Annotated in this window: 13 protein-coding genes; 6 read left to right on the forward strand and 7 right to left on the reverse strand. The window is 63.3% G+C overall.

The window, feature by feature from the left end; all coding sequences use genetic code 11:
* The first annotated feature begins 156 nt into the window (after positions 1-156).
* Positions 157-1,998, forward strand: a complete 1,842-nt coding sequence (locus tag G7078_RS02780) for an autotransporter domain-containing protein (protein ID WP_166092761.1) — start codon at positions 157-159, stop codon at positions 1,996-1,998.
* A 69-nt stretch (positions 1,999-2,067) separates the two neighbouring features.
* Here G7078_RS02780 and G7078_RS02785 read toward each other — a convergent pair whose 3' ends face one another.
* The 3 genes from G7078_RS02785 to G7078_RS02795 all read right to left on the reverse strand — a co-directional run bounded on the left by G7078_RS02785 (position 2,068) and on the right by G7078_RS02795 (position 8,680).
* Complete coding sequence (locus G7078_RS02785) at positions 2,068-5,523, reverse strand: FG-GAP-like repeat-containing protein (RefSeq protein WP_166092763.1); 3,456 nt, start codon at positions 5,521-5,523, stop codon at positions 2,068-2,070.
* A 220-nt stretch (positions 5,524-5,743) separates the two neighbouring features.
* Positions 5,744-7,792, reverse strand: a complete 2,049-nt coding sequence (locus tag G7078_RS10975; protein ID WP_166092766.1) for an FG-GAP-like repeat-containing protein — start codon at positions 7,790-7,792, stop codon at positions 5,744-5,746.
* A gap of 75 nt (positions 7,793-7,867) precedes the next feature.
* Positions 7,868-8,680 (reverse strand): hypothetical protein, encoded by an 813-nt coding sequence (locus G7078_RS02795; RefSeq protein ID WP_166092768.1) that lies wholly within the window; start codon positions 8,678-8,680, stop codon positions 7,868-7,870.
* A gap of 157 nt (positions 8,681-8,837) precedes the next feature.
* Here G7078_RS02795 and G7078_RS02800 point away from each other — a divergent pair, with 157 nt between their 5' ends.
* Positions 8,838-9,926 (forward strand): LuxR C-terminal-related transcriptional regulator, encoded by a 1,089-nt coding sequence (locus G7078_RS02800; RefSeq protein WP_166092770.1) that lies wholly within the window; start codon positions 8,838-8,840, stop codon positions 9,924-9,926.
* Between the two features lie 34 nt (positions 9,927-9,960).
* Here G7078_RS02800 and G7078_RS02805 read toward each other — a convergent pair whose 3' ends face one another.
* From G7078_RS02805 to uvrB, 3 genes are all read right to left on the reverse strand, one after another.
* The gene (locus G7078_RS02805; RefSeq protein WP_166092771.1) at positions 9,961-12,480 is read right to left on the reverse strand and encodes a M10 family metallopeptidase C-terminal domain-containing protein; all 2,520 of its coding nucleotides are present in this window, start codon (positions 12,478-12,480) and stop codon (positions 9,961-9,963) included.
* 107 nt (positions 12,481-12,587) lie between these two features.
* A complete protein-coding gene (locus G7078_RS10980; RefSeq protein ID WP_281346917.1) occupies positions 12,588-15,584 on the reverse strand; it encodes an FG-GAP-like repeat-containing protein in 2,997 nt (998 codons plus the stop codon).
* A gap of 187 nt (positions 15,585-15,771) precedes the next feature.
* Complete coding sequence (gene uvrB / locus G7078_RS02825) at positions 15,772-17,964, reverse strand: excinuclease ABC subunit UvrB (protein WP_166092774.1); 2,193 nt, start codon at positions 17,962-17,964, stop codon at positions 15,772-15,774.
* Between the two features lie 358 nt (positions 17,965-18,322).
* Here uvrB and G7078_RS02830 point away from each other — a divergent pair, with 358 nt between their 5' ends.
* Positions 18,323-20,521 (forward strand): TonB-dependent receptor domain-containing protein, encoded by a 2,199-nt coding sequence (locus G7078_RS02830; protein ID WP_166092776.1) that lies wholly within the window; start codon positions 18,323-18,325, stop codon positions 20,519-20,521.
* A gap of 75 nt (positions 20,522-20,596) precedes the next feature.
* Complete coding sequence (locus G7078_RS02835) at positions 20,597-21,547, forward strand: diacylglycerol/lipid kinase family protein (protein ID WP_166092784.1); 951 nt, start codon at positions 20,597-20,599, stop codon at positions 21,545-21,547.
* Here the strand turns inward: G7078_RS02835 and G7078_RS02840 are convergent.
* Positions 21,542-23,038: a DUF4932 domain-containing protein gene (locus G7078_RS02840; protein WP_166092787.1), complete on the reverse strand. Its 1,497-nt coding sequence runs from the start codon at positions 23,036-23,038 to the stop codon at positions 21,542-21,544. The genes G7078_RS02835 and G7078_RS02840 overlap by 6 nt on opposite strands.
* 156 nt (positions 23,039-23,194) lie before the next feature.
* On the opposite strand from G7078_RS02840, the gene G7078_RS02845 reads away from it, so the two are divergent.
* Entirely contained in the window at positions 23,195-23,956 is a 762-nt protein-coding gene (locus tag G7078_RS02845) for a sulfite exporter TauE/SafE family protein (RefSeq protein ID WP_166092790.1), read from the forward strand.
* A 91-nt stretch (positions 23,957-24,047) separates the two neighbouring features.
* On the forward strand, positions 24,048-24,413 hold the full coding sequence (locus G7078_RS02850; protein WP_166092792.1) for a DUF6249 domain-containing protein: 366 nt from the start codon (positions 24,048-24,050) through the stop codon (positions 24,411-24,413).
* Positions 24,414-24,438 lie beyond the last annotated feature (25 nt).

Consider the following 24,438-nt stretch of genomic DNA (forward strand, 5'->3'; position numbering starts at 1 on the left):
GGGCTCTGCTGCTTTTGTTCCGTCCACGCCGCTGTTGCTTGGCTGCCGCACTCTCCCGACGAAGCGCGACACGGTCTTTCGCGGCGCTTGAACTGCCCTGGAAATCCTGCCCAATTCCGGCCTTGCCCGCAGGGATCGCGGGAAGGGGAGGGTTCAATGGTTCGTCGTCATTTCCGCTCGGCCTTGCTTGGCGCCAGCGTCCTTGGACTTGCCGCCACGGCGGCGCCGGCATCGGCACAGCAAATCGACCGTATTGTCGCATTCGGCGACAGCTATGCCGACGACGGCAATCAGTTCGAACTGATCGGCGTTCCCTATCCCAGCTTTTACTCGACCGGGCGCTTCTCCGGCGGCACCAACTATATCGACACGCTGGCCCAGATCCTCGGCGTGCCGGTCGAGAATTTCGCGATCGGCGGCGCGCTAACCGGCAACACCAACACGGTGACCGGCAACTCGCTTGGCTTCACCACTGAAGTGCAGAGCTTCCTCACGCCGGGCGGCCCGGCGGCGTTCCCGGACATCCCCGGTACGTTCGACGCGCATGACCTGGTCACCGTGTCGATCGGCGGCAACGATTCCCGCCGCTACCAGCAGACCGGCGGAACGCTTGCCGGTGCGACTGCCGCCGCGGGCGTTTCGGTCGCCAATGCCACCGCCAACCTCGACCTGCTGGTGGGTGCCGGTGCCCGGAACATCAGCTTCCTCGCCGGCAACACCGCAATCCTGCCGGAAGTCGCTGCGGAGCCGAACCCCGCGCTCGCCGTCCAGGTGCGGCAGGCCTATGCCAACGCCTTCAGCGCCGGGATCCAGCAGACGCTGTCCGGCTATGCCGCCGACGGAGTCATCGTACATTATCTCGACCTGACCCTGGTCGGGCAGCGGATCACCGCCGACCCGGCGGCGTACGGCCTGACCAGCGCCGGCCCGTGCCCGGCCGCCCAGGCGACCCAGTGCGTTACCGACGCGGCCTTTCGGAACCAGTATCTGTTCTACGTCGACGCGCTTCACCTGACGCCCGCGGGCTTTGCCATCGTCGGCCAGTATATCGCCGCGCAACTCGACGCGCCGCTCTCGCTGCAGGCGCCGTCCGACCTTGGCCTCGACACCGCGCGCCAGTTCGGCCGCACCTTGTCGACCCGGGTGGACCTCAACGGGCCGCGCGCCGCACAATCGGCGGGGATGCGGCTGTTCGTGGTCGGCGACACCTTCCAGCGCGATGTGGAGACCAGCGACCAGAACAACGCCTTCGACATCGACGGCACCGGGATCACGGTCGGCGCCGAATTCGGCGTTCCGGGCGGCGTTGGCGGCGTGGCGGTGAATTACACCCGGCCCCGGGTGCGCTTCGGCGACGATTCGGCGCGAGTGAAGGGCCGTAGCGTCCAGCTTGGCGCCTATGCGGGCTTCGGCGTCGCCGGGCTCTTCGCCCAGGGGCACCTTGGTTACGGCCAGGACAAGCACCGGATCACGCGCACCGGCGTGATCGACAATCTGGGCGCGCGCCCGGACGGCCACCACGTCACGGCCGGCGCCAAGGTCGGTTACCTGATGCCGATGACCGGCTTCCGAATCGGCCCGATCGCCGCGCTCGACTACGCCAGCGCGAAAGTGGACGGATACACTGAAGCTGGCGACCCGGCGCTGACGATGAGCGTCAGCGAGCAGAGCCTGAAGAGCCTGACCGGCCAGCTGGGCCTGGAAATGCGCACCGGCGTGAATGTCGGGGCGGCGTCGTTCCGCCCGTTCGTCGCTGCCACCATCGAACATGACTTCACCGGCGACGACCGGGCGATCAAGTTTGCGCAGACCGCTTCGCCGACGATCGTCAACACGTGGAACGTCGACCGCAAGCAGGAAACCTACGGGCGCTTCGCCGGCGGCGCGTCGGCCAACATCCTGGGCAGCGCCAGCATCAACGCCGCCGTCAGCGCCACGGTCGGCCGTGACAGCGGCGACGAAATCGGCGCCCAGCTCGGCCTCCGCCTCGGCTTCTGAATGGTAAGGGGCAGGCCAGCGGAAGCCGCCTGCCCCTAAATTCGTCGGCGCTTGCTGCGCCGGTCCTGCCTAACCCAGGTAGAACAGGTCTCCGTTGGTGCCGGCACCAGCGGCGTGGGCGGCCGCCAGCGTGCCGCTGCTGCCGCCGGTGAACCCACCATTGTCCTGGCCGAACCAGGTTTCGACGCTGTCGGGGCCGGTGCGCCACAGGATGTCGTCGCGGCCGTCGCCGTTGAGGTCGCCGACGCCGACCAGCTCCCAGCCTTGCGGGATGACCTGGCCGGTGTTGACGAAGTTGTCGGTGAAGCTGCCGTCCGGATTGCCGAGCCAGTTGGTCAGCGTGCCGGCGGTGCTCTGCCACAGGATGTCGGCATAGCCGTCGGCGTTGAAGTCGCCGACGCCGACGATCTGCCAGTTGGTCGGGATGGTCTGGCCGGTGCCGGCGAAGTTGTCCTTGAAGCTGCCGTCGTTCTGGCCGAGCCATTCGGTGATGACGCCAGCATCGCTGCGCCAGATCAGATCCTCGAGCCCGTCGCCGTTGAAGTCGCCCATGCCGTCGATGGTCCAGTTCAATGGAATATGCTGGCCGGTGCCGGCGAAGTTGTCGCGGAAGCTGCCGTCGAGGTTGCCGAGCCATTCGGTGATGACGCCGGCATCGCTGCGCCAGATGAGGTCGCCCAACCCGTCGCCGTTGAAGTCGCCGGTGCCGATGACGTTCCAGTCGAGTGGGATCACCTGGCCGGTCTTGGCGAAGTTATCGCGGAAGGTGCCGTCCAACTGACCCAGCCACTGCGTCATCACGCCGGCGTCGCTGCGCCACATGATGTCGCCCAGGCCGTCGCCGTTGTAGTCGCCAGTGCCAACGATGTTCCAGTCGAGCGGGATCGCCTGGCCGGTGTTGGCGCTGTTGTCGATGAACGTGCCGTCGGCCTGGCCGAGCCAGGTCGTGATGACCCCCGTGTCGCTGCGCCAAAGCACGTCCGCAATGCCGTCGCCGTTGAAGTCGGTGAGGTTCTGCGGGTGCATGGTCGAATCGAGATGCGCGGGAACGTGTCCAACCTGCTCGATCACTGTCGTGAATGATCCCGCGACGCCGGTAACGCTGCCGTCGGGTGATATCAGGTAGATCGTCCCACCGATGCTGAGTTCGCCTGGGGAGGTGAAGGTCACGTCGGGCCCGGTCGTGGTGGCGGTACCGATGATGTAACTGGCGACGGTATCGTCTGCATTTGCATAGCCGACGATGCGGAAGGTGCCGCCCACCGGCAACTCAAGCGAAATCGGCTGCCCCGGCGTGACATAAATCGGGTCGGTGCTGCTGAACAAATCGCCCTGGCCCCCGTCCTCACCAAGCCTGAAGATGACGATCTTGGCGAGGTCTAGGCCCTCGCTCAGGATGGAGCTGAGCTCGAGCTTCCACGTCTGGCCGAGATAATCCCTGTCCCAAGTGCCCGGCTCCAAGCCGCGTTCCTGAACGATCTCCTCGTGCGTGTAACCAAGGGCCCAGCGCAGCAGGTGATAGGCATTGTTGTGGGTGTACAGGGTGTTGACCAGGCCCTGATCCGTAACTGCGGCTGGCATATCCCAGAACCAGCGGTAGCCGGTGGGATCCGTGGCCCAGTCATAGTCCATGACCTCGGAGGTGTTGCCGGGGAACGGGTTGATGTGCCGCAATCCGAAGGAATGACCGGCTTCGTGCGCGATCACCTCCGCGATCAGGCGAAGGTTGTTTTGATCGCCGATAAAGACGCCAACTTCGTTCTGGCTGCTCTGGTTGAACTGGTCGACGCCTTCATAGGCCCAGCCCAGCAACGACCCAGTGGTCAGCTGATAGGCATAGGAGTTCGGATCACTGGGGCTCGGCGAAAAAAAGTCGCTGAACCTTACCGTCGTTGAATGAGTCAGCGTGACGGCGTCGGGCTGAATGTTGGTGACCAGTATCGGAATCAAAGAATTGGCAAAAATCTGCTGAGTTTCGGCAACGATCTGCTGCTGGCGAGTCAGCGAGAGATCGACAGACGAGCCGATCCCATCGCCATTCCAGTCGAGACCCTGGACGGTCGGTGTCGGCGCGCGGGCGGCATGGTCGAAATCGAGATAGATCACCTGCGGGTTCGGCGGCGCTTCCAGGCCATAGAACGACCCGGGCTCTCCCGGCACCTCTTTCATGATGAAGAGGCCGTCGATTTCGATCTGGTGATCCTTCTGCCCGTCGCCGTTATAGTCGATGAGGATGTGGGTCACCGCGCCCTGGACGTCCCATTCGAACGCTATCTCAGGGCGGGTTCCGGTAAACTGACTGGAGCCGATGAAAGTCAACGCATTGCCGGCGCTGCCGTCGAGCGGGACGATGCGGATCTTGTCCAGGTTCGGGTTATCGAAGAAGCCTGGGGCTTGGTCGAACCTCAGCGTCTGGTCAAAACCCGCGTTGAAGTCGGTGATCTTGTCGGTGCCGCCGGCACCGTTCGCCAAAATGTCGCGACCGACTTCGAAGTAGAAGGTGTCGCGGCCCGAACCGCCGGTGAGGGTGTCGCTCCCGGCACCGCCTTGAAGCCGGTCGTTATCGGCGCCGCCGTCGATGAGGTCGGCGCCAGTACCACCAGTGATCCTGTCGTTGCCGCTGTTACCGTAGAAGGTCCGCAGAGGATTCCACATAACCGGACCGAGATTGTAACCGGCTTGATCGGGGAGGCGGACGATGTCGTCGCCCGCAAGCGCCTGGTACAGGTTCGCGTTGGAATTGATCAGCCCTAACTGGGCCGTGGACAGCGCATTGAAATTCACTTCGTTAGGGGACGCGGTGAACAGGTTTGCGCCGTTGACATTGTAGATGAACTGGGTTGGCTCCCAACCGGTTTCCACCCAAGTTCCACCGAACGGCGCGTCAGGGTCCCATTCGCTCACCCGATCCGCAGGATCGTTGTCGACGTAGATCGTCACGCGAGAATCGTCGTATCTGCTGACCGACCAAGCGTCTCCGAACAACTCCACCGTTCCACTGGTCAGGTCCAGATGCCAGATCCCAGCACCGAAGTCAGTCTGTACTGAACGGCCACTGACCGGGGCCCAGTAGCCCACATCGCGAGCAAACTCGGTAATTCTCGTAGCGTTATCTTCTCTATTCGAAGCGTCCCAGAAAAAGACGTGTAAAGCAGATCCTAGCTGACCTTGGGTAACATCAAAGTACTCCATGTCCGCGAGCACAACAGTACGCTGTCCATTTGAATCAACCCGAACGATGTCGTAATCCCACCTAGCATAATCGGCGCTATAATCGTAATAACGATCGATACCATCGACGACCGTTTCTGTATGTATCTGGCGACTTGCGTTCAGGGTATTGACGTACCCTAGTTGCCCAATTCCGGACATCCATCCTAAGTTTTCAGTGGCGACAAGATAGTATGATTGGCCATTGACTGTGCCGAGCAGGGTTTCTGTAACTGGAGACTCGGTTGACAGGGGCGCATCGCTACCCAGCGTTCGCGCCGGTTGAGTTGCCGAAACGCTCGATAATTCATTCATTGCTGCCCCCCGACGCGAACCGCGGACTTCGTCTGGCCCGCTCGCTTTCTCATTAGAAAGTAGAAATTAATCTAATGCCTGCAAGCGTTTATCGATCGGCGCCGCTATGCTGCGCGTGTCCGAATATCCGCTCGCCGCGCCTTTCGCTTGAAGTTGCTCTGCTTCCCAAACCGGTTCTTGCGCGTGTCCCGCTCGCTCTAGGTCGAATCGCCTCGCGGCCTTAGCCCAGGTAGAACAGGTCTCCATTGGTGCCGGCGCTTGCGGCGTGCGCGGCCGCCAGCGTGCCGCTGCTGCCGCCGGTGAAGCCGCCATTGTCCTGGCCGAACCAGGTTTCGACGCTGTCGGGTCCGGTTTGCCACAGGATGTCGTCGCGGCCGTCGCCGTTGAGGTCGCCGACGCCGACCAGTTCCCAGCCTTGCGGGATGACCTGGCCGGTGTTGACGAAGTTGTCGGTGAAGCTGCCGTCCGGATTGCCGAGCCAGTTGGTCAGCGTGCCGGCGGTGCTCTGCCACAAGATGTCGGCATAGCCGTCGGCGTTGAAGTCGCCGACGCCGACGATCTGCCAGTTGGTCGGGATGGTCTGGCCGGTGCCGGCGAAGTTGTCCTTGAAGCTGCCGTCGTTCTGGCCGAGCCATTCGGTGATCACACCCTGGTCGCTGCGCCAGATGAGATCCTCGAGCCCGTCACCGTTGAAGTCGCCCATCCCGTCGATGGTCCAGTTCAAGGGGATGTGCTGGCCGGTACCGGCGAAGTTGTCGCGGAAGCTGCCGTCAAGGTTGCCGAGCCATTCGGTGATGACGCCGGCATCGCTGCGCCAGATGAGATCGCCCAACCCGTCGCCGTTGAAATCCCCGGTACCGATCACGTTCCAGTTGAGCGGGATCACCTGGCCCGTCTTGGCGAAATTGTCGCGGAAGGTGCCGTCCAACTGGCCCAGCCACTGCGTCATCACGCCGGCGTCGCTGCGCCACATGATGTCGCCCAACCCGTCGCCATTGTAGTCGCCGGTGCCGACGATGTTCCAGTCGAGCGGGATCGCCTGGCCGGTGTTGGCGCTATTGTCGATGAAGGTGCCGTCGGCCTGGCCCAGCCAGGTCGTGATAACCCCCGTGTCGCTGCGCCACAGCACATCCGCGATGCCGTCGCCGTTGAAGTCGACCAGGCCCTGGCCGTTAAGGTGGACCGGCGGCGTGCCGATCCGAAGCTCGACGCCGCCGCCTTCGATGGCAGTCGCGACAAGAGTGCCCGAAAAGCCTTCGCCCAAGGTGAACGAGCCGCCGGCGTAGGTGACGGTGTTTCCGGTGATTGTGAAAGTGAAGTTGGCGGCATTGACGTCGGTGATGACGATGCGGTCCTCGGCCGTGAGATCGACGATGGCGTCGCCGTTCAGCTCGGCGGCCGTGCCACGGAAGGTATCTGCCCCGGCGCCGCCTGCCAGCGTGTCAGCGCCGGCGCCGCCGATCAGCGTGTCGTTCCCTTCGAGCCCGTACAAAGTGTCGTTGCCGCCGCGGCCTTCCATCACGTTCCCGACGGCGTTGCCGGTGATCACGTTGCCGACCGCGTTGCCATAGCCGGTGACGATGGTGCCGCTCAGCGTCAGGTCCTCGAAGTTGGTGAGGAGCGTGTAGCCTTCGATCGAGGCGAGCACCTTGTCGGTCCCCTGGTTGGCATCTTCGTAGACGAAATCACCAAGGCCGACCGCGTACACGTCGTTGCCAGCGCCGCCGTACATCTCATCCGCGCCGGTGCCGCCGCTGAGGACGTCGTTTCCATTGCCCCCGTAAAGATGGTCGTCGCCCGTCCAGCCAAGAATGGCGTCGTCGCCGTCACCGCCATACAGCCAGTCATTGCCCTGATTGCCGTTCATGGCGTCGTCGCCACCGAAGCCGAACAGCACGTCGTCGCCGTTGCTTCCGGTCACGCCGTCGTTGCCGGCGAGGACCGCCATGAAGAGGCCCTGCAGGTTGTCGCCCTGCACGAACTGGGTGAAGGTCGGAACGCTCATCGCAAGGTTGCTGGCGGTGAACAGAGTCGTCCCCGACAGGCCATAGGAGATGGTCGTGATCGTCCCGGTGGTGGGGATGTTTTCGCCGTTATACCCACCGAACGTGCCATGGAACGTTAGGAACTCGCCGGTTTCCTCGTCCACCACGGTAAGCTGCGTCTCGGTGTGCGTGGTGACGGTCCCGAACTCGAAATACTCGGCCAAAGAGCCGGTTTCGATGAACCACTGCAAATCGAACGCGCTGCCCACCACGAAATTTGCCACGAGACGCCCCTTATTTTCTCAATTGCGCTAAAATGGGGCCCGGAACGCAGTCCCGAGCCCCATATCCAAGCTTAATCAGCCACGTTCACCGGCAGCCGGTGCCGCCGGTGCCACCGGCGGAAGCGGGCAGGTATCGGTGGCGAGGATGACGGACCCGTCCGCGCAGGTCTGCGAGGCCGGAGCTGCCGGAGCGACCGGCTGCGCAACTACAGGCTCAACGTAAGCCGGCGCTGCATTGGAGCCGCCGAAGCGGTAACCGAGACCGAGCTGCAGGATCGGGTAGACCTTGAAGTTATCAATGTCGTCTTCGATCTCGGCGCGTTCCTCAAGGAGGTCGGCAGCAGTCACGGCCGAACCGGTCGTGTACAGTTTGGTCACGCGCGGCGAGCCCTGGAACATCGCGCCAGCGTCAACGCCGAAATAGAAACCCGTTCCGCTCGTCGCCCAACCGACGGTCAGCGTCGGCGCAAGCTTCTTCGCGCGCACTTCGCCGATAATCGACCCGACCTCGGCCGGCGTGTAGATTTCATCGCCGATTTCGACGTCATCGGTTGGCGTCGCCGTCAGCTTGACTCGGTTCCGGCTGATGCGAAGACCAGGCGAAATGCGAAAGCCGCCGCCGAAGACATACAGGTCGACCATGGCGCCGTACGAACGCAGCTTGAGCTTGCCGTCGTAATTGACGTCGTCCGAATCCACATCCCGGCTGAGGCCGAGGAACGTCGCGTTGGCGCGCGCGCCGATGCTGCCAGAACGGTAACCGACTTCCGGCCCGATCCCGAGCGTACCGCCGGTAACGCCGACATTGACCGTGCCCGACTGCGCCGCCGCCGGAGTGGCCGTTGCGACCGCCGCGCACGTGGCCAAGAACACCCCAATCAGTTTCATACTTCCCCCTTTTTTCAACGTGATGACGAACGTAGGTCGCACCGGTGTCGGGCATCGTTCCGTGAGTGTCATATCCCAAATGGGGTATTTCAAAGCGGGCTGTTAAATTCGCGCGAACCTGGGCTAGAAATTGACCAGCCGAGTCGGAGAGTGGCGCGTGAAGCTGACAACGCACTTAATCTATGAAGCAGTGCTGGACGATCAGCTGTTCGCCGAATTGCCCACCATGATCGCTGAGGCGACGGGCGCTCGCAGCTGCGTTCTTCACTGGCGCGACTCCGCAACCGGCGCCGCGGACATCGCCGCCCACTCGGGCTATTTCAGCGACGAGCAAATGGAGAATTACGCGGCGAACTTCGTCGAATATGATCTGTGGACCGAAGCCGGAATGGGGCAGGGGCGGATCAACAAGGCGTGGAACACCACGGACCTGGTCACTCAGGACGAATATGACTCCAGCATATTCTACAACGAGTGGATTCGCGCGATGGGCGACGACACCTATTACTGCTGCGGCTCCGTCATGGAGACGTTTCAGGGGAAGGGCATCATCGGCCTCCACCGCGGGCGCGCTCAGGAGGATTTTTCTGCCAGCTCGCTGAATCTTCTGGACGGGCAAGTCGAACATTTGCGGCGCATGTTCGGCATTCGCAGCCGAATTTCTCACCTCACCAAGCGGCTCGACCTGCTCGAGGCAATTTTCGAAAGCGGAACCGGCGCTTCACTGGTCATCGGCAGTGATGGGCGTGTCCTGGCCGCAAACCCCGCAGGCGATTCCTTTTTGTCGTCCGGGCGTTTCCTGCGCGTACGCAACGGCCGGATAGAACCGAGCGACGCGGGCCAAAGGGAAACGTTCGAACGGTCGCTGGCCATGTCGTTCAGGCCAGACCAACCGGGCGCTGCGGAATGCATCCTCAGCGACAAGGACGGCGCGCTCGTGATTGCGACTTTCACGCCGTTGACGGGGCAAAGCTGGCTGCAGGGATCGTTAGTCACGATCAACCGCACCGGGCAGCGCGTAGGCCGCGAACTGACCGCGCACCATCTGCAGTCCATGTACGGCTTGTCCGCGGCCGAAGCGGACGTCGCGTTGCGGCTTACCGAGGGCCGGTCGCTGCGGCAGATCAGCGACGAGCGCCGTTCGGCCCTCGGGACCGTGCGGACGCAGATGAAGCACATCCTGACCAAGCTTGGCGTGAGCCGCCAAGCCGATGTGGTGCGAACCGTTCTGACGCTCCTCAAGTGAAGCAAAGCCGCGCGGCGGCCTAAGCGATCACACGTCAGCCCAGGTAGAACAGGTCTCCGTTGGTGCCGGCGGTTGCGGCGTGCGCGGCCGCCAGCGTGCCGCTGCTGCCGCCGGTAAAGCCGCCATTGTCCTGGCCGAACCAGGTTTCGACGCTGTCGGGCCCGGTTTGCCACAGGATGTCGTCGCGGCCGTCGCCGTTGAGGTCGCCGACGCCGACCAGTTCCCAGCCTTGCGGGATGACCTGGCCGGTGTTGACGAAGTTGTCGGTGAAGCTGCCGTCCGGATTGCCGAGCCAGTTGGTCAGCGTGCCGGCGGTGCTCTGCCACAGGATGTCGGCATAGCCGTCGGCGTTGAAGTCGCCGACGCCGACGATCTGCCAGTTGGTCGGGATGGTCTGGCCGGTACCGGCGAAGTTGTCCTTGAAGCTGCCGTCGTTCTGGCCGAGCCATTCGGTGATGACGCCAGCATCGCTGCGCCAGATGAGATCCTCGAGCCCGTCGCCGTTGAAGTCGCCCATTCCGTCGATGGTCCAGTTCAAGGGGATGTGCTGGCCGGTGCCGGCGAAGTTGTCGCGGAAGCTGCCGTCGAGGTTGCCGAGCCATTCGGTGATGACCCCGGCGTCGCTGCGCCAGATAAGGTCGCCAAGCCCGTCGCCGTTGAAGTCGCCGGTGCCGATGACGTTCCAGTCGAGCGGGATCACCTGGCCCGTCTTGGCGAAGTTATCGCGGAAGGTGCCGTCCAACTGGCCCAGCCACTGCGTCATCACGCCAGAGTCGCTGCGCCACATGATGTCGCCCAGGCCGTCGCCATTGTAGTCGCCGGTGCCGACGATGTTCCAGTCGAGCGGAATCGCCTGGCCGGTGTTGGCGCTGTTGTCGATAAACGTGCCGTCGGCCTGGCCCAGCCAAGTCGTGATGACCCCCGTGTCGCTGCGCCACAGCACGTCCGCGATGCCGTCGCCGTTGAAGTCGGTGAGACCGAAGCCGGTCCGATCCGCCATCTGCAGTTCTACGCCGCCGCCATCCGCGGCGCGAACGAACAGGTGGCCGGCGAGCGCGTTGGAAAAAGTTAGCGAGCCGCCCGTGTAGGTCAGCGTGTTGCCGACCAGCGAATAGCTGAAGCTGGCAAGACCGACATTGGTAATGACGATCCGGTCCTGCGCCGAGAAGTCGACGATCGTGTCGCCATTGAGGCCGGCGGCAGTGTCGCGGAAAAAATCTCCACCGGTGCCGCCAACAAGGACATCGGCGCCAAGGCCGCCGGTCAGCGTGTCATTGCCGTCAGCGCCGTAGAGTGTGTCGATTCCGCTGTTCCCGGTGAGGACGTTCGCCGCGCCATTGCCCACGAGGGTGTCGTTCCCGCTGCCCCCGATCGCATTCTCGATCACCGTGCCGCGAGCGATCACGACGTTCCCGACGAAAGCGCCAATGTTAGAAAACGCTTCCGGATTCAGGTCGATCAGCTGGTTGCTGATGAACCCGGAATAATCGAGTGTGTCCACGCCGCCGTTATCGAAGATGGTGTACGAGTAGTTCGGGTGCAGGGCGGCGTCGAATGCCGCCCGGCCGCTCGTATTGTTAAATCCGTACGTCGTGTTGCCGGTTCGCGTGGTTGTCGACAGCCCGTACAGATTGCCCATCGCAATGATGTCGGCGACTTGCGGCGTCACGACCGGCAGGTTCGAAAAGCCGCGGCTCGAATAATAGCCGTTTTCGCCGTTGTCGAAGTACGACATGATGCTGATTGCGGAACCGTCGTTGCTCCACAGCGCGTCGTTCGGGTAGATCGCGCCCGCCGTCCCGGCGTTCGAATTGCTGGTGTGCCCGATCCCGAGCGCGTGCCCAATCTCGTGCATGTAGGTGTGAAGGTTCAGTCGATACAGCGCCACATTAACGATCGCCGAGCTGGTTATGTGGTTCGAGCTGACGGTGTCGGCGAAAGCGCCTGTGCCTTGGTCGAGGTCGTCGAACGTGATTTGGGCGGCGCCATTCGTCTCGACGAAATTCACGCCAATGATATCGGTCCACTGTTGCAGCGCCTGCAGCGCAACCGTGCGTCCGGCGTCGGTCAGCCCTTGAAAGTTGACCGTGAGGCTGCCGCCTTGAGTGACGTTGAAGTGGTGATAGTCGCCATCGAAAAAGCCGTGCGTCATCTGGTCGGCAAAGTCGTCCAACGTTCCCTCGGACGGCGCCACATAGTCGCTAACGGACAGCCGGTAGGCGCCGGTCCCGGTATAGCCGGGAACCACCTCCGTCGGGGCCCAGGCCGCGACGTCGATGTAATAGGTTCCGTCAGTCGGGGCCGTAAACACCAGCCTCGACCCGCGGCCGCCACCGCCATCGTCGTTTTCGGCGATGAGCGAGCCGTTTGAATCGCGGAGGTAAAGGTAGGGGTCCTCCAATGTAATGATGTTCAGGGCGATGGTGACTTTCTGGCCCGCCGTCAGTGTGACCGCGTACCAGTCATGATCGCCGACCGTCTCGATCGCATTGTCGACCATCGACCCGACCGAGATTGTGGAAGTCGTGGTGGTATCGCCCGGTATGTCGACCATGTGAGAACTCCCAATGTCGGCAAGAACTGCGCCAGAACAGTGAGATTATGGTAGTCTGCTGTTTTAGATACGCAATCGGCGCTGATGCGCGCAAGCTGGCGTCCTGCCTAACCCAGGTAGAACAGGTCTCCGTTGGTGCCGGCGCTTGCGGCGTGCGCGGCCGCCAGCGTGCCGCTGCTGCCGCCGGTGAACCCACCATTGTCCTGGCCGAACCAGGTTTCGACGCTGTCGGGGCCGGTGCGCCACAGGATGTCGTCGCGGCCGTCGCCGTTGAGGTCGCCGACGCCGACCAGCTCCCAGCCTTGCGGGATGACCTGGCCGGTGTTGACGAAGTTGTCGGTGAAGCTGCCGTCCGGATTGCCGAGCCAGTTGGTCAGCGTGCCGGCGGTGCTCTGCCACAGGATGTCGGCATAGCCGTCGGCGTTGAAGTCGCCGACGCCGACGATCTGCCAATTGGTCGGGATGGTCTGGCCGGTACCGGCGAAGTTGTCCTTGAAGCTGCCGTCGTTCTGGCCGAGCCATTCGGTGATGACGCCAGCATCGCTGCGCCAGATCAGATCCTCGAGCCCGTCGCCGTTGAAGTCGCCCATGCCGTCGATGGTCCAGTTCAATGGAATATGCTGGCCGGTGCCGGCGAAGTTGTCGCGGAAGCTGCCGTCGAGGTTGCCGAGCCATTCGGTGATGACGCCGGCATCGCTGCGCCAGATGAGGTCGCCAAGCCCGTCGCCGTTGAAGTCGCCGGTGCCGATGACGTTCCAGTCGAGCGGGATCACCTGGCCGGTCTTGGCGAAATTGTCGCGGAAGGTGCCGTCCAACTGGCCCAGCCACTGCGTCATCACGCCGGCGTCGCTGCGCCACATGAGGTCGCCCAGACCATCGCCGTTGTAGTCGCCAGTGCCAACGATGTTCCAGTCGAGCGGGATCGCCTGGCCGGTGTTGGCGCTATTGTCGAAAAACGTGCCGTCGGCCTGGCCCAGCCAGGTCGTGATGACCCCCGTGTTGCTGCGCCACAGCACGTCCGCAATGCCGTCGCCGTTGAAGTCGGTGAGGCCATAGCTGGTCAATTTAGTCTCCACAGCACGAAGCTCGATGCCGCCGCCCTGCACAGTGGTTGCGAAAAGATTGCCGGAGAAGCCCGATCCAAGGCTGAACGAGCCGCCCGAATAAGTGACAATCCCGCCGCTAACGCTGAAGGTAAAGTTGGCGTTGGCGTTGGCGTCCGAGATGACTATCCGGTCTTCGGCCGTGAAGTCGGTGATCATATCGCCGTTGAGCTCCGCAGCCGTCCCGCGGAACGTATCAGCGCCCGCTCCGCCGGTCAGCGTGTCCGCGCCAGCCCCGCCGATCAGCGTGTCGTTGCCCCCAAGCCCGTTCAGCGTGTCGTTACCGCCGAGGCCCGAAAGTACGTTGGCCTCGTCCGATCCGGTCAGGTTGTTTGCAGCGAGATTTCCAGTCGCATTGACCGCGCCGCTCTGGATGATCAGCGCCTCGACGCCTGATGCGATCGTCGTACTGAGATTGATGACCCGCATCGTATCGTAACCGCCCGTTGCGGTCTCGATAATGATGTCGCCGGCGTCGTCTATCACATAGGTGTCGTTGCCGTCGCCGCCTTCCAGTCGGTCCGCCCCGGTGCCGCCGTCGAGCCAGTCAGCGCCCGCTTCGCCGAACAGCCAATCAACCCCGGCGCCACCAAATAATTGGTCGTCGCCCTTCTCCCCGTACAGGTCGTCGTCCCCATCGAGCCCGTAGAGGATATCGTTGCCGTCATAGCCGAGGAGGAGGTTGGCGGCGGCGTTGCCGATCAAAGTGTCGTTGAAGACCGAACCGCTAAGCCCCTCGATCCCCACTAACGTATCTGAATCCGCGCCGCCCGTCGCCTGCGGGCCTGCAATCCGCAGATCTACCGTGACCGCGCTCGTGGCGGTTTCGTAGGCAGCCACGTCGAAGCCGTCTCCTCCCTCAAGTCGGTCATCGCCCGAGCCGCCGATCAGCCAATCATTGCCGGCGAGCCCGTAAAGGAGGTCGGCACCGTCGCGCCCGTCGATGATGTCGTTGCCGGCAGTGCCGGAAAGCTGGTCGGCTCCATTAGTCCCGAGACCGGGCAGGTCCACAGCAACATAAGAAATGCCGGTCTGCGTGTTGAAGTAGACGCCCTTGCCGTCTGGCGCGACGACGATTTCTTCGCCCCATTGCAGGGACTGGAAGTCGACACCCGTCAGCGGGACCGTCGCGACCAAGGAGAGGTTGTATGCGTCGATGACGACCAGGGCCTTGTTCGTCGCATCAAGGAAGAACAGCCGCTGGCCCTCTTCACTGAAAGTAACGCCGGCCGCACTTCCCAGATTGGGGTAGAGGCTCGCGAGATTGCCGATGTACGTCATCGTCCCATCGTAAAGATGGGCGCCGCCCCCCGTCACGATGATGATACGATCGTTAACCGTCGTTCCTGAAGCGGCTTCGATCCCGCCAGCGTAACCATAGACATTGTTGGCGTAGACGCCGTTGCTCCTGATCGACGTGCCGTCGGGGCCGATCAGAAAATATTCTGCGGAGGACAGGCCCAGCTGGCCGAGCAGGACAGTATCGGAGCCCGGAATCGTCAGCAGCGAGGCTGAAGTCCCAAGCCCGGAATAGTAGCTCGAATGCTCGGTCATCACACCCGACGACAATTCGACCGTCGCGAGCGGAGCCCAGCCGCTGTAGCCGGGAAGGATGTTCTGGGACAACTGCAGCGTGTCGTTGTCGGTCCAAGTCACGTCGGCAAAGGTGTAGCCCGTGCCGCTACGCTGATAAGTGTGCTTATCGGCGCTGAAGGTGCTCAGATCGACGACGTAGAAGCTGGCAATGGCGGTGTTCGCCGTCCAGTCCTGATATTGTTGCGTGTTATCCGGCACGTCCTCAACCACAGCAAGGCGCGTACCGTCCGGCGATAGAGAGATAGCGCCCAAATCAGTGCCCAAATCGACGGCATAAACCGACTGGCCCGAATGCGCGTCGTACACCGTGAGGTAGCCGTCGTTGCCTGCGACATAAATGAATGCGCCGTCCGGGCTGAGCACCCAGTTCTCATTGCCATGCGTGGCGATCAAATTTCCTGGCATCTCAACCCCCTCTAGCCGGCGTAAGCCGGAGCTATCCTGTAGTGCAGGAGGCAGAGACATCGGCTCGCTCGAAGACGTGTACTCAACAGACCCGCAATGATTTACTCGCGCGCAGCCGAGCACCTGCGCACAAGTAATTGATATCGCCGCATCTGCACCGACGCAACTTCGTTTCTAATTGCCGTTCTTACCGCGCCCGTCGCTTGAAGCTGCTCTGCTTCCCAAACCGGTTCTTCCTCGTCCCCGGCTTGCCTTCGGTCGAATTGCCAAGCGGCCTTGGCGCCACTCGCTGGTCGTGGGGGATGCCGAGGTCGTCTTCCTCGAGCCGGCGGATCTCGTCGCGAAGGCGGCCGGCTTCCTCGAACTCCAGGTCCGCCGCAGCCTTGCGCATCCGCTGCTCGAGGTCGGCGATGTAGGCCTTGAGGTTGTGGCCGACGAGGTGCGGGCGTTCCTCGTCGCCGGTCTCCACCATCACGCCGTCGCGCATGGTGACGTCGCTCATGATGTCGTTGATCTGGCTCTTGATCGAGGCTGGCGTGATGCCGTGTTCAAGGTTGTACGCCACCTGCTTCTCGCGGCGGCGATCGGTCTCGTTGAGCGCGCGCTCCATCGAGCCCGTGACGCGGTCCGCGTAGAGGATAACCCGGCCCTCGATGTTGCGGGCGGCGCGGCCGATGGTCTGGATCAGTGACGTTTCGGAGCGCAGGAAGCCCTCCTTGTCGGCGTCGAGGATGGCAACCAGCCCGCACTCGGGAATGTCGAGCCCCTCGCGCAGCAGGTTGATGCCGACCAGCACGTCGTAAACGCCGAGCCGAAGCTCGCGGATCAGTTCGATGCGCTCCAGCGTCTCGACGTCGGAGTGCATGTAGCGCACGCGGAGGCCCGCTTCATGCAGGAATTCGGTCAGGTCTTCGGCCATGCGCTTGGTCAGCGTCGTGACGAGCGTGCGGTAACCCTTCTGCGCGGTCAGCTTCGCTTCGTGGATCAGGTCGTCGACCTGGTCTTCGACGGGCTTGATTTCGACCGGCGGGTCGATCAGGCCGGTGGGTCGGATCACCTGCTCGCTGAAGACGCCGTCGGTCTCGTTGATTTCCCACGGCCCCGGCGTCGCCGAGACGAACACCGATTGCGGGCGCATCGCTTCCCATTCGTTGAAGCGCAGCGGGCGGTTGTCGATGCAGCTGGGCAGGCGGAAGCCATATTCGGCAAGCGTGATCTTCCGCCGGTGGTCGCCGCGCGCCATCGCGCCGATCTGCGGCACCGTCTGGTGGCTCTCGTCGACGAACAGAAGCGCATTGTCGGGCAGATATTCGAACAGGGTCGGCGGCGGCTCGCCGGGCAGGCGACCGGTGAGGAAGCGGCTGTAATTCTCGATGCCGGCGCAGCTGCCGGTCGCGGCAATCATCTCGAGGTCGAAATTGGTGCGCTGCTCGAGCCGTTGCGCTTCCAGCAGCCGGCCTTCCGCGTGCAGCTCCTTCAGCCGCTCGGACAGTTCGTGGCGGATCGCTTCGCTGGCCTGCTTGAGCGTCGGGCCCGGCGTCACATAGTGGGAATTGGCGTAGACCTTCACGCTGTCGAGCGAAGCGGCCTTCTTTCCGGTCAGCGGATCGAACTCGACGATCTCCTCGATCTCGTCGCCGAAGAAGGACACGCGCCAGGCGGTGTCTTCATAGTGTGACGGGAAGATTTCGAGGTTGTCGCCCTTCACCCGGAAGTTGCCGCGGGCGAACGCCTGGTCGTTGCGCTTGTACTGCAGCGCCACGAGCTTGCGGATGATCTCGCGCTGGTCCTGGGTCGCGCCCTTCTTGAGACTGAAGGTCATCGCCGAATAGGTCTCGACCGAGCCGATGCCGTAGAGGCAGCTGACCGAGGCGACGATGATGACGTCGTCGCGTTCCAGCAGCGACCGCGTCGCCGAGTGGCGCATCCGGTCGATGGCCTCGTTCACCGAGCTTTCCTTCTCGATGTAGGTGTCGCTGCGCGGGACGTAGGCTTCGGGCTGATAGTAATCGTAGTAGCTGACGAAATATTCGACCGCATTGTCGGGGAAGAAGCTCTTGAACTCCCCGTAGAGCTGCGCCGCGAGGATCTTGTTCGGCGCAAGCACCAGCGCCGGGCGCTGCAGGGTCTCGATCACCTTGGCCATGGTAAAGGTCTTGCCGCTGCCGGTGACGCCCAGCAGGACCTGGCTGCGTTCGTCGGCAAGCGCCGCTTCGGTGATTTCCTTGATCGCCGTCGGCTGGTCGCCAGCCGGCTCGTAATCCGACTTGAGCACGAACTTGCGGCCGCCTTCCGCCTTGTCCGGCCGGGCAGGCTTGTGCGGGACAAAGGTGTCGCCGGTGTCCGGCTCGGCCAGGGATGTGCGGATCTGGATCGCCATTGCGAGCCATATGGAGTGCCGACCCGGCCACCGCAATTCGCAGGCGCTGCGCTACGCTTCGTCGGTTCGCCCTACCGCCGGTCGAAAGCACCGAGTCGCATGTCGATTTCAGCGAATGCTCATCGCTTCGTCATGCCAAGCCACCGCCGATGGGCTGGGGTCAGGATATGCGATTGGAACAGCGAACGCGATTCGGGGCGAACGGAGCGCAGCGTTGCGCCGGCGTGTCCGGTCGTTTCGCTTTGTTGCAGCGCGGAAATCGTCGCGCAACGTGGCCCCCGCACAACGGTCCGGTCGCAAAGCGGTCGTCGGCGCAGTCGCCTTCACCGTCCACATCCTTTTCGGGGCAGTAAATTCAATGACTTTTTCCACCCTCACCGCCCGAGTCTCGCTGATCGCGGTCGCCACCGTCCTGGTCGCCGCGAAGGCCGATGCGCAGACCGCGCCGGCGCCGGCGCCGGCGCCGCCCGCGGCCAAGGAAAAGCAGCCGGCGATCGTCGTCACCGGCACGCGGTCGGACGTGATCAGCAAGGCCGACCGGGTCAGTTTCAACGTGTCGAACAACCTGCAGGTGCAGACCGGCACGCTGGCCGATGTGCTCCGCTCCGTCCCCGGCGTCGACGTCGACCTGGAAGGCAAGGTCAGTCTGCGTGGCGACTCCGGCGTGAAGATCCTGGTCGACGGACGGCCGTCGGCGCAGCTTAGCGGGGAGGGCCGCGACAATGCGGTGCTGACCATGCCGGCCGGGCAGATCGAACGGGTCGAAGTGATCACCAACCCCTCCGCGGCGATGAGCCCCGAGGGCTCCGGCGGCGTCATCAACCTGATCATGAAGCATGCGCGGCCGAACTCCCGCACCGCCACGGTGAAGGGCAACATCGGCGCGAAGGGGCGCGGGAGCCTCGGCATCAGCGCGGTCACCTCGGGTTCGAAACTGACCGCGACGGCCGACCTCAACCTGCGCCGCTTCACCACGGATTCGACGCTGAAGCAGCTGCGCACGACGACCGATCCCGACAGCGGCGTGGTGACCGTCCTCAAGCGCCAGAACGCCGCCGACATCGTGTCGACCGGCGGGAATGGGCAGATCGGGGTCGACTATGATCTCGACAAGTCGAACCGGCTCAGCACCCAATTGAACGCGTTTCGCTTCAATACCGACATCGACGGCCTGGAGGAGGTCGAGAACAGCGGCGTCGGAATCCTCGATTCCTATGCGCGCGATTCCGGGACCGACGTTACGGTCCGTGGCGTCGGCGGGACGGTTTCGTGGCGCCGCAGGTTCCCTGGGGACGAGCATGAGCTGGTGAGCGAAGCCGGCGCGGTGCGCGGGCGCTTCCGCCGCAAGGTCGAGGCGGTCACCACGCCCTCCGACGACGAGCCGTCGTTCGAGCGCTTCGGCAACCAGGGCGACTGGAACATGAAAAGCCTGAAGTTCGATTACAAACGGCCGCTTGGAAAGGATTCGCTCAACGTCGGCTACAATGGCGACTTCAACCGCTACGATTTCGATTTTACCGGCGCCCGGGGACCTAGCTTCTCCGACCTGGAAATCCTCCCCGCCTTCACCAACCAGTTTGCGATCGACGAGACGATCCACGCCGGTTTTGCCACCTACAATTTCGCCGTCGGCAAGATTGAAGCGATGGCGGGCTTGCGGCTCGAGCAGGTCGAACTCGACATCAACCAGATCACCGATGGGCAGCGTTTCAAGAACGAGTATTTCCGCGCTTATCCCACCCTTCACCTCAGCACCGACCTCAGCGAAACGCAAAAGGTTCGCGCCAGCTACAGCCGCAGGATCCAGCGCCCGCAATCGCAGGATTTGAACCCTTACACGCTGTACATCGACCCGCTGAACGTGCGCCGCGGCAACCCTTACCTGCGGCCGGAAATCACCGACTCGTTCGAATTGAGCTGGCAGCGCCGCAAGGGGCCGACCTTCTATTCGCTCAACGGTTTCTATCGCGATTCAAAGGATGGCGTGTCCGACCTGTACACCGACCTTGGCGATGGCGTCATTCTCGCCACCCGCGCCAACCTCGCCACCTCCCGCCGGATCGGCGCCGAGGCGCTGCTGAACGGCAAGCTCGGCAAGACGCTGACCTACAACACCTCGGTCATCTACTTCTGGAACCGGATCGACCCGAAGGTGAACAGCATTTCCACCGCGCGGTCGGGCATGGGCGGGGGCGTGAAGGGCAATTTGAGCTGGCAGCCCACCTCGAAGGACTTCTTCCAGCTCAACGGCAATTACTCGGGCCGGCAATTGCTTCCGCAGGGCTATCGCGAAGGCGGCGGAATCCTCAACCTTGGCTACCGCCGCAAGGTCAATGACAAGCTGAGCCTGCTGGTTACGGCGCAGAACGTGCTGGACAGCGTCAAGCAGACGACGTTCTTCGAAACGAACAACAGCGTCGAACGCTCGACCCAGCGCGGGATGGGCCGGATCGTTCTGTTCGGCGCCAGCTACACCTTCGGCAGCGCCAACGGCCGCAAGCCGAAGGAGCCAAGCTTCGACTTCCAGCAGCCTTCAACCAGCGACACCGGGCAGTAAGGTCGTTCAAGGCGTCGGCGCGCGAAGTTCGACGCTTAAAGCGCCCCCGGCCGGCAGCGTGGCCAAGCGCGCGCATTGTTCCTATGCTGGCGCGTCAGGCCGCCAGCGGAAGGAAGATTTCTGAACGACAGCCCTGGGGCCGCATCGGCGGTTATCCTCATCAATCAGGGCGGCGGCAGTGCCGGCGGCGATGACGTCGCCGACAAGGTCCGCGCGGCGCTCGCCGAAGCGGGCATTGATGGCGAGGTCGAGTTGCTCGACGGCGCCAAGTGTGCCGAACGCGCGGCCGAAGCGGTGGCCGGGAAAGTGCCGCTGGTCATCGCCGGCGGTGGCGACGGAACCATCAGTGCCGCGGCCGGCGCGATCGCCGGCAGCGGTACCGTGCTTGGCGTGTTGCCGCTCGGCACCCTCAACCATTTCGCCCGCGACCTTGGCATCCCCTTCGACATTGCCGAAGCCTGCAAGATCATCGCTGCCGGCCGCACGCAAAAGGTCGACGTTGCCGAGCTGAACGGCCGGGTGTTCATCAACAACAGCGCGCTTGGCCTTTACCCGCTGATGGTGGCCGATCGTGAAGTGCAGCAAAAGCGGCTTGGCCGGTCGAAGCGGCTGGCGTTGCTGGTCGCGTCAATCCGAACGTTGATCCGCTTCCGCCACCAGCGGCTGCGCCTGACCGTCAACGACAGCCAGACGGCGACGATCGACACCTCGCTGCTGTTCGTCGGCAATAACGATTACGGCATTTCCCTGCCGGCCGCGGGCAAGCGCGAAAGCCTGAGCGACGGCGAATTGTGCGTGATGGTCCTGCGCAAGAAAGGTCGGCTCGGCCTTGCCGCCGCCTCGCTTCGGGCGCTTGTCGGCCTTCGCCGCCGCGACGACATGATCCGCCTAGATCACGTCAAGACCATCAAGGTCGACAGCCGCCGGTCGCACCTGACGGTCGCGGTCGATGGCGAGACAGTGCAACTGCCAGCGCCGCTCGAGTATCGCATCCGCCCGCGCGCACTGCTGGTGATTGGGTCATAAGGCCGAACCCCGGCTTGCGACGGGCGTCGCTTGCTCCGCCTCAGCCGACGTCGGATTGTTGTTCGTCCCACGGTTTGCCGCGAACCAGGCGATGATCTGGGGATAAAGGTCGGCCACCGTCGTCCCCGCAGGCCGCTCCCGGTAAAGCTTGACGAGGAAATCGCTGAACTCTGGAAAGCGGATGAAGCCGCGCCCCTTGCTTTGGTGCCGATTGTTCTGCGCGATCAGTGCATCGAGATCGGCCGCAGGCGCGCGGTCGACGTAGTAAAGATTGACCAGGCCCCAGTTCATCATCTCGTTGAAAACCGAATAATTATTGGGATAGCCTTTGGTCGTCTGGCCTTCCCGAACCCAATTCTTGCGTTCGCCAAGCGCGGCGTCGATCTCCGCCGGATATCCGTCGGCCGTGGGATTGATGAATCCGTGATTGATCTCCGTGAACAGCAGGTCCCCGCGCATCAGCGCGATCGCCTTGTCGGTCATCGGCAGCTTGTAATGATGCGCGTAGGGAAAGTTGACGTGCGGCTGTAGCTCCTTGAAGCCGTTGCTTTCCATCCACGTCACCGACTGGCTGCCATAGACCAAAGGCGAAAAGACGATCTTGATGTGGTCGTAAGGCTTCACCCGTGGAAACTCGCGTTTCAGCCAGGCGACCATTCCGTCGATGTCCATGTCCTGCTCAATCGCCTGCACCTGCTGGCGGTACAGCGGACGGTGTGCCGCATAGAATTGGCGGAACTTCGACTTCGCCGAAAAATCCCGCATCTGCGCGAGCATCGGCAACAGGCTGTTTCCGCTGGCCCCCGGGAACGCCGTGCGATCGTAGATGGGGCTTCGGACAATGCGCCCGTTGCGATCGTAAACGAAAGAGTAGCCGTCCATCTTGTGGTTGAAATAGAGGCCCATGTCCCGGCGCATCTCGGCGTCCAGCCATTTGACGAACGGGTGGCCGGCGACGCCCGCGAAGTGGCGCTTCAGCGCCGTAAAATAGGGCGTGTCCATGACGACGAGATAGCGGTCAGGCTCCTGCGCGAACGGGGTTAGCGCGATTGCCACGTTCACCAGCTCGTAGACTTCGGGAATGAGCGTGGTCACCTTGCCACGGTGTGCGGACCGGTACTTGGCGTCGAACCTGGCAGCGGGCGGGACGTACACACCCTCGACCCGGGTCGGATAGTCGTACCCGTCGTAGGTGATGATAAAGTCCGACGTTTCACCGACACCGACGGTTCGGCACAGGCTGTTCGACTGGGAAATGAAACAGATTTGCTGCCGCTGACCCTTGGCCAGGTTGACCTTCTTGATATCCGGGTTGACCTCCTTGCTCAGGGTCCAGCTTTGCTTGAACAGCTCGTCGCCTTCGCGAATGTCGATGACATTGCTCTTGGCCTCCAGCCGCTCAAGGGGTTGTGCCGCCGCGGCCGCCGTTCCGAAACCGACGGCGATGGAGCCGACAATGGCCACCCAGACCCGCAAGCACTTCGATCGCATCTTCCACCTCCCCAAGCGTGCGGGCAACAGAATATGGCTCGGCAATTTCGACCATCGGTTTTCGACGAGCGGCCAGGCGAAAGTTCGACCGAACGCGCCGCTTGCGCGGGCTCTGCTTGTTGACCAAGGGGCTGGCTGTCGACGAACGGAGATACGATGGACGCCCTCCTGGCCGATCCGGCCGCCCTTCTCCCGTTCATCGCCATCGGCTTTGCCGCGCAAATGGTCGATGGCGCGCTCGGCATGGCTTACGGGCAGATTTCGAGCACGCTCCTGATCAGCATGGGGGTTCCGCCAAGGCTCGCCTCGGCCGGGGTCCATACCGCGGAGACTTTCACCACCGGTGTTTCGGCGGTCAGCCACATCGCCCATCGCAACGTCGATTGGCGGCTGTTCGCCCGCCTGGTGGTCCCCGGCATCATCGGCGGGATCCTGGGCGCCTACATCCTGACCCAAATCCCGACGGCCACGGCCAAGCCGATCGTGCTCGCCTACCTCGCGATGCTTGGCCTATTCCTCTTCTACCGCGGGATCATGCACCGGCATACGGAGCGGCCGCCCAAAATCGTTGCGCCGCTCGGGCTGGTCGGCGGCTTCCTCGATGCGGCCGGCGGCGGCGGCTGGGGCGCGGTCGTCACGTCCAACCTACTGGTCCAGGGCGGCAACCCGCGCAAGACCATCGGCACCGTCAACACCGCCGAATTCTTCCTGACGCTGACCATCAGCGCGACCTTCATCGCGACGCTTGGGTGGCAGGTTCTGACCGGGCCGACCGTGGGGCTGTTGATCGGCGGCGTCGTCGCCGCGCCGTTCGGGGCGCTGATCGCCAAGCGGATCAAGGCCGATACGTTGCTGACTTTCGTCGGCGCGCTGGTCACGATCACCAGCGTTTACGGGATCGTCCGCGCCCTCGGCTGAGCGTCACAGCCGGGCGACGGCAAAAAAATTTCGGCGTCCTCATCCAATCGGGCGGCCGGCCGCGTCTTGGGTTTGAGACGAGGAGGCCGAGATGAATGAAGATGTGTTGATTGCCATCGCCTTTGCGACGGCAGTGGTCATGATCCTGGGGCATGTTGCGCGGGTGATGCGCACCAACGCCCTGCAAAAGACGATCCGCGAAGCGATCCGCAGCAATAGCGGGCTGACCGCCGGGCTGCTCGACAAGATCGATGAGCAACAGCCGTCGGGGAATGCCGACGACCGCACCGGGCTGATCCTGGTCGCGCTTGGCGCCGCGCTGTTCGGCTACGCCATGATCGTCGGCAACGCCGAGGATTTCCGCGAAATCGCCGGCATTGCGCTGTTTCCCATCTTCGTCGGCGCGGCGCTGCTTGCGCGCTTCGCCTACCTCGCCCGGCGATCCGGCCAGCAGTGACGGACCGGCGGCGCACCGCGCTGCC

Source organism: Sphingomonas sinipercae (assembly GCF_011302055.1).
GTDB lineage: Bacteria > Pseudomonadota > Alphaproteobacteria > Sphingomonadales > Sphingomonadaceae > Sphingomicrobium > Sphingomicrobium sinipercae.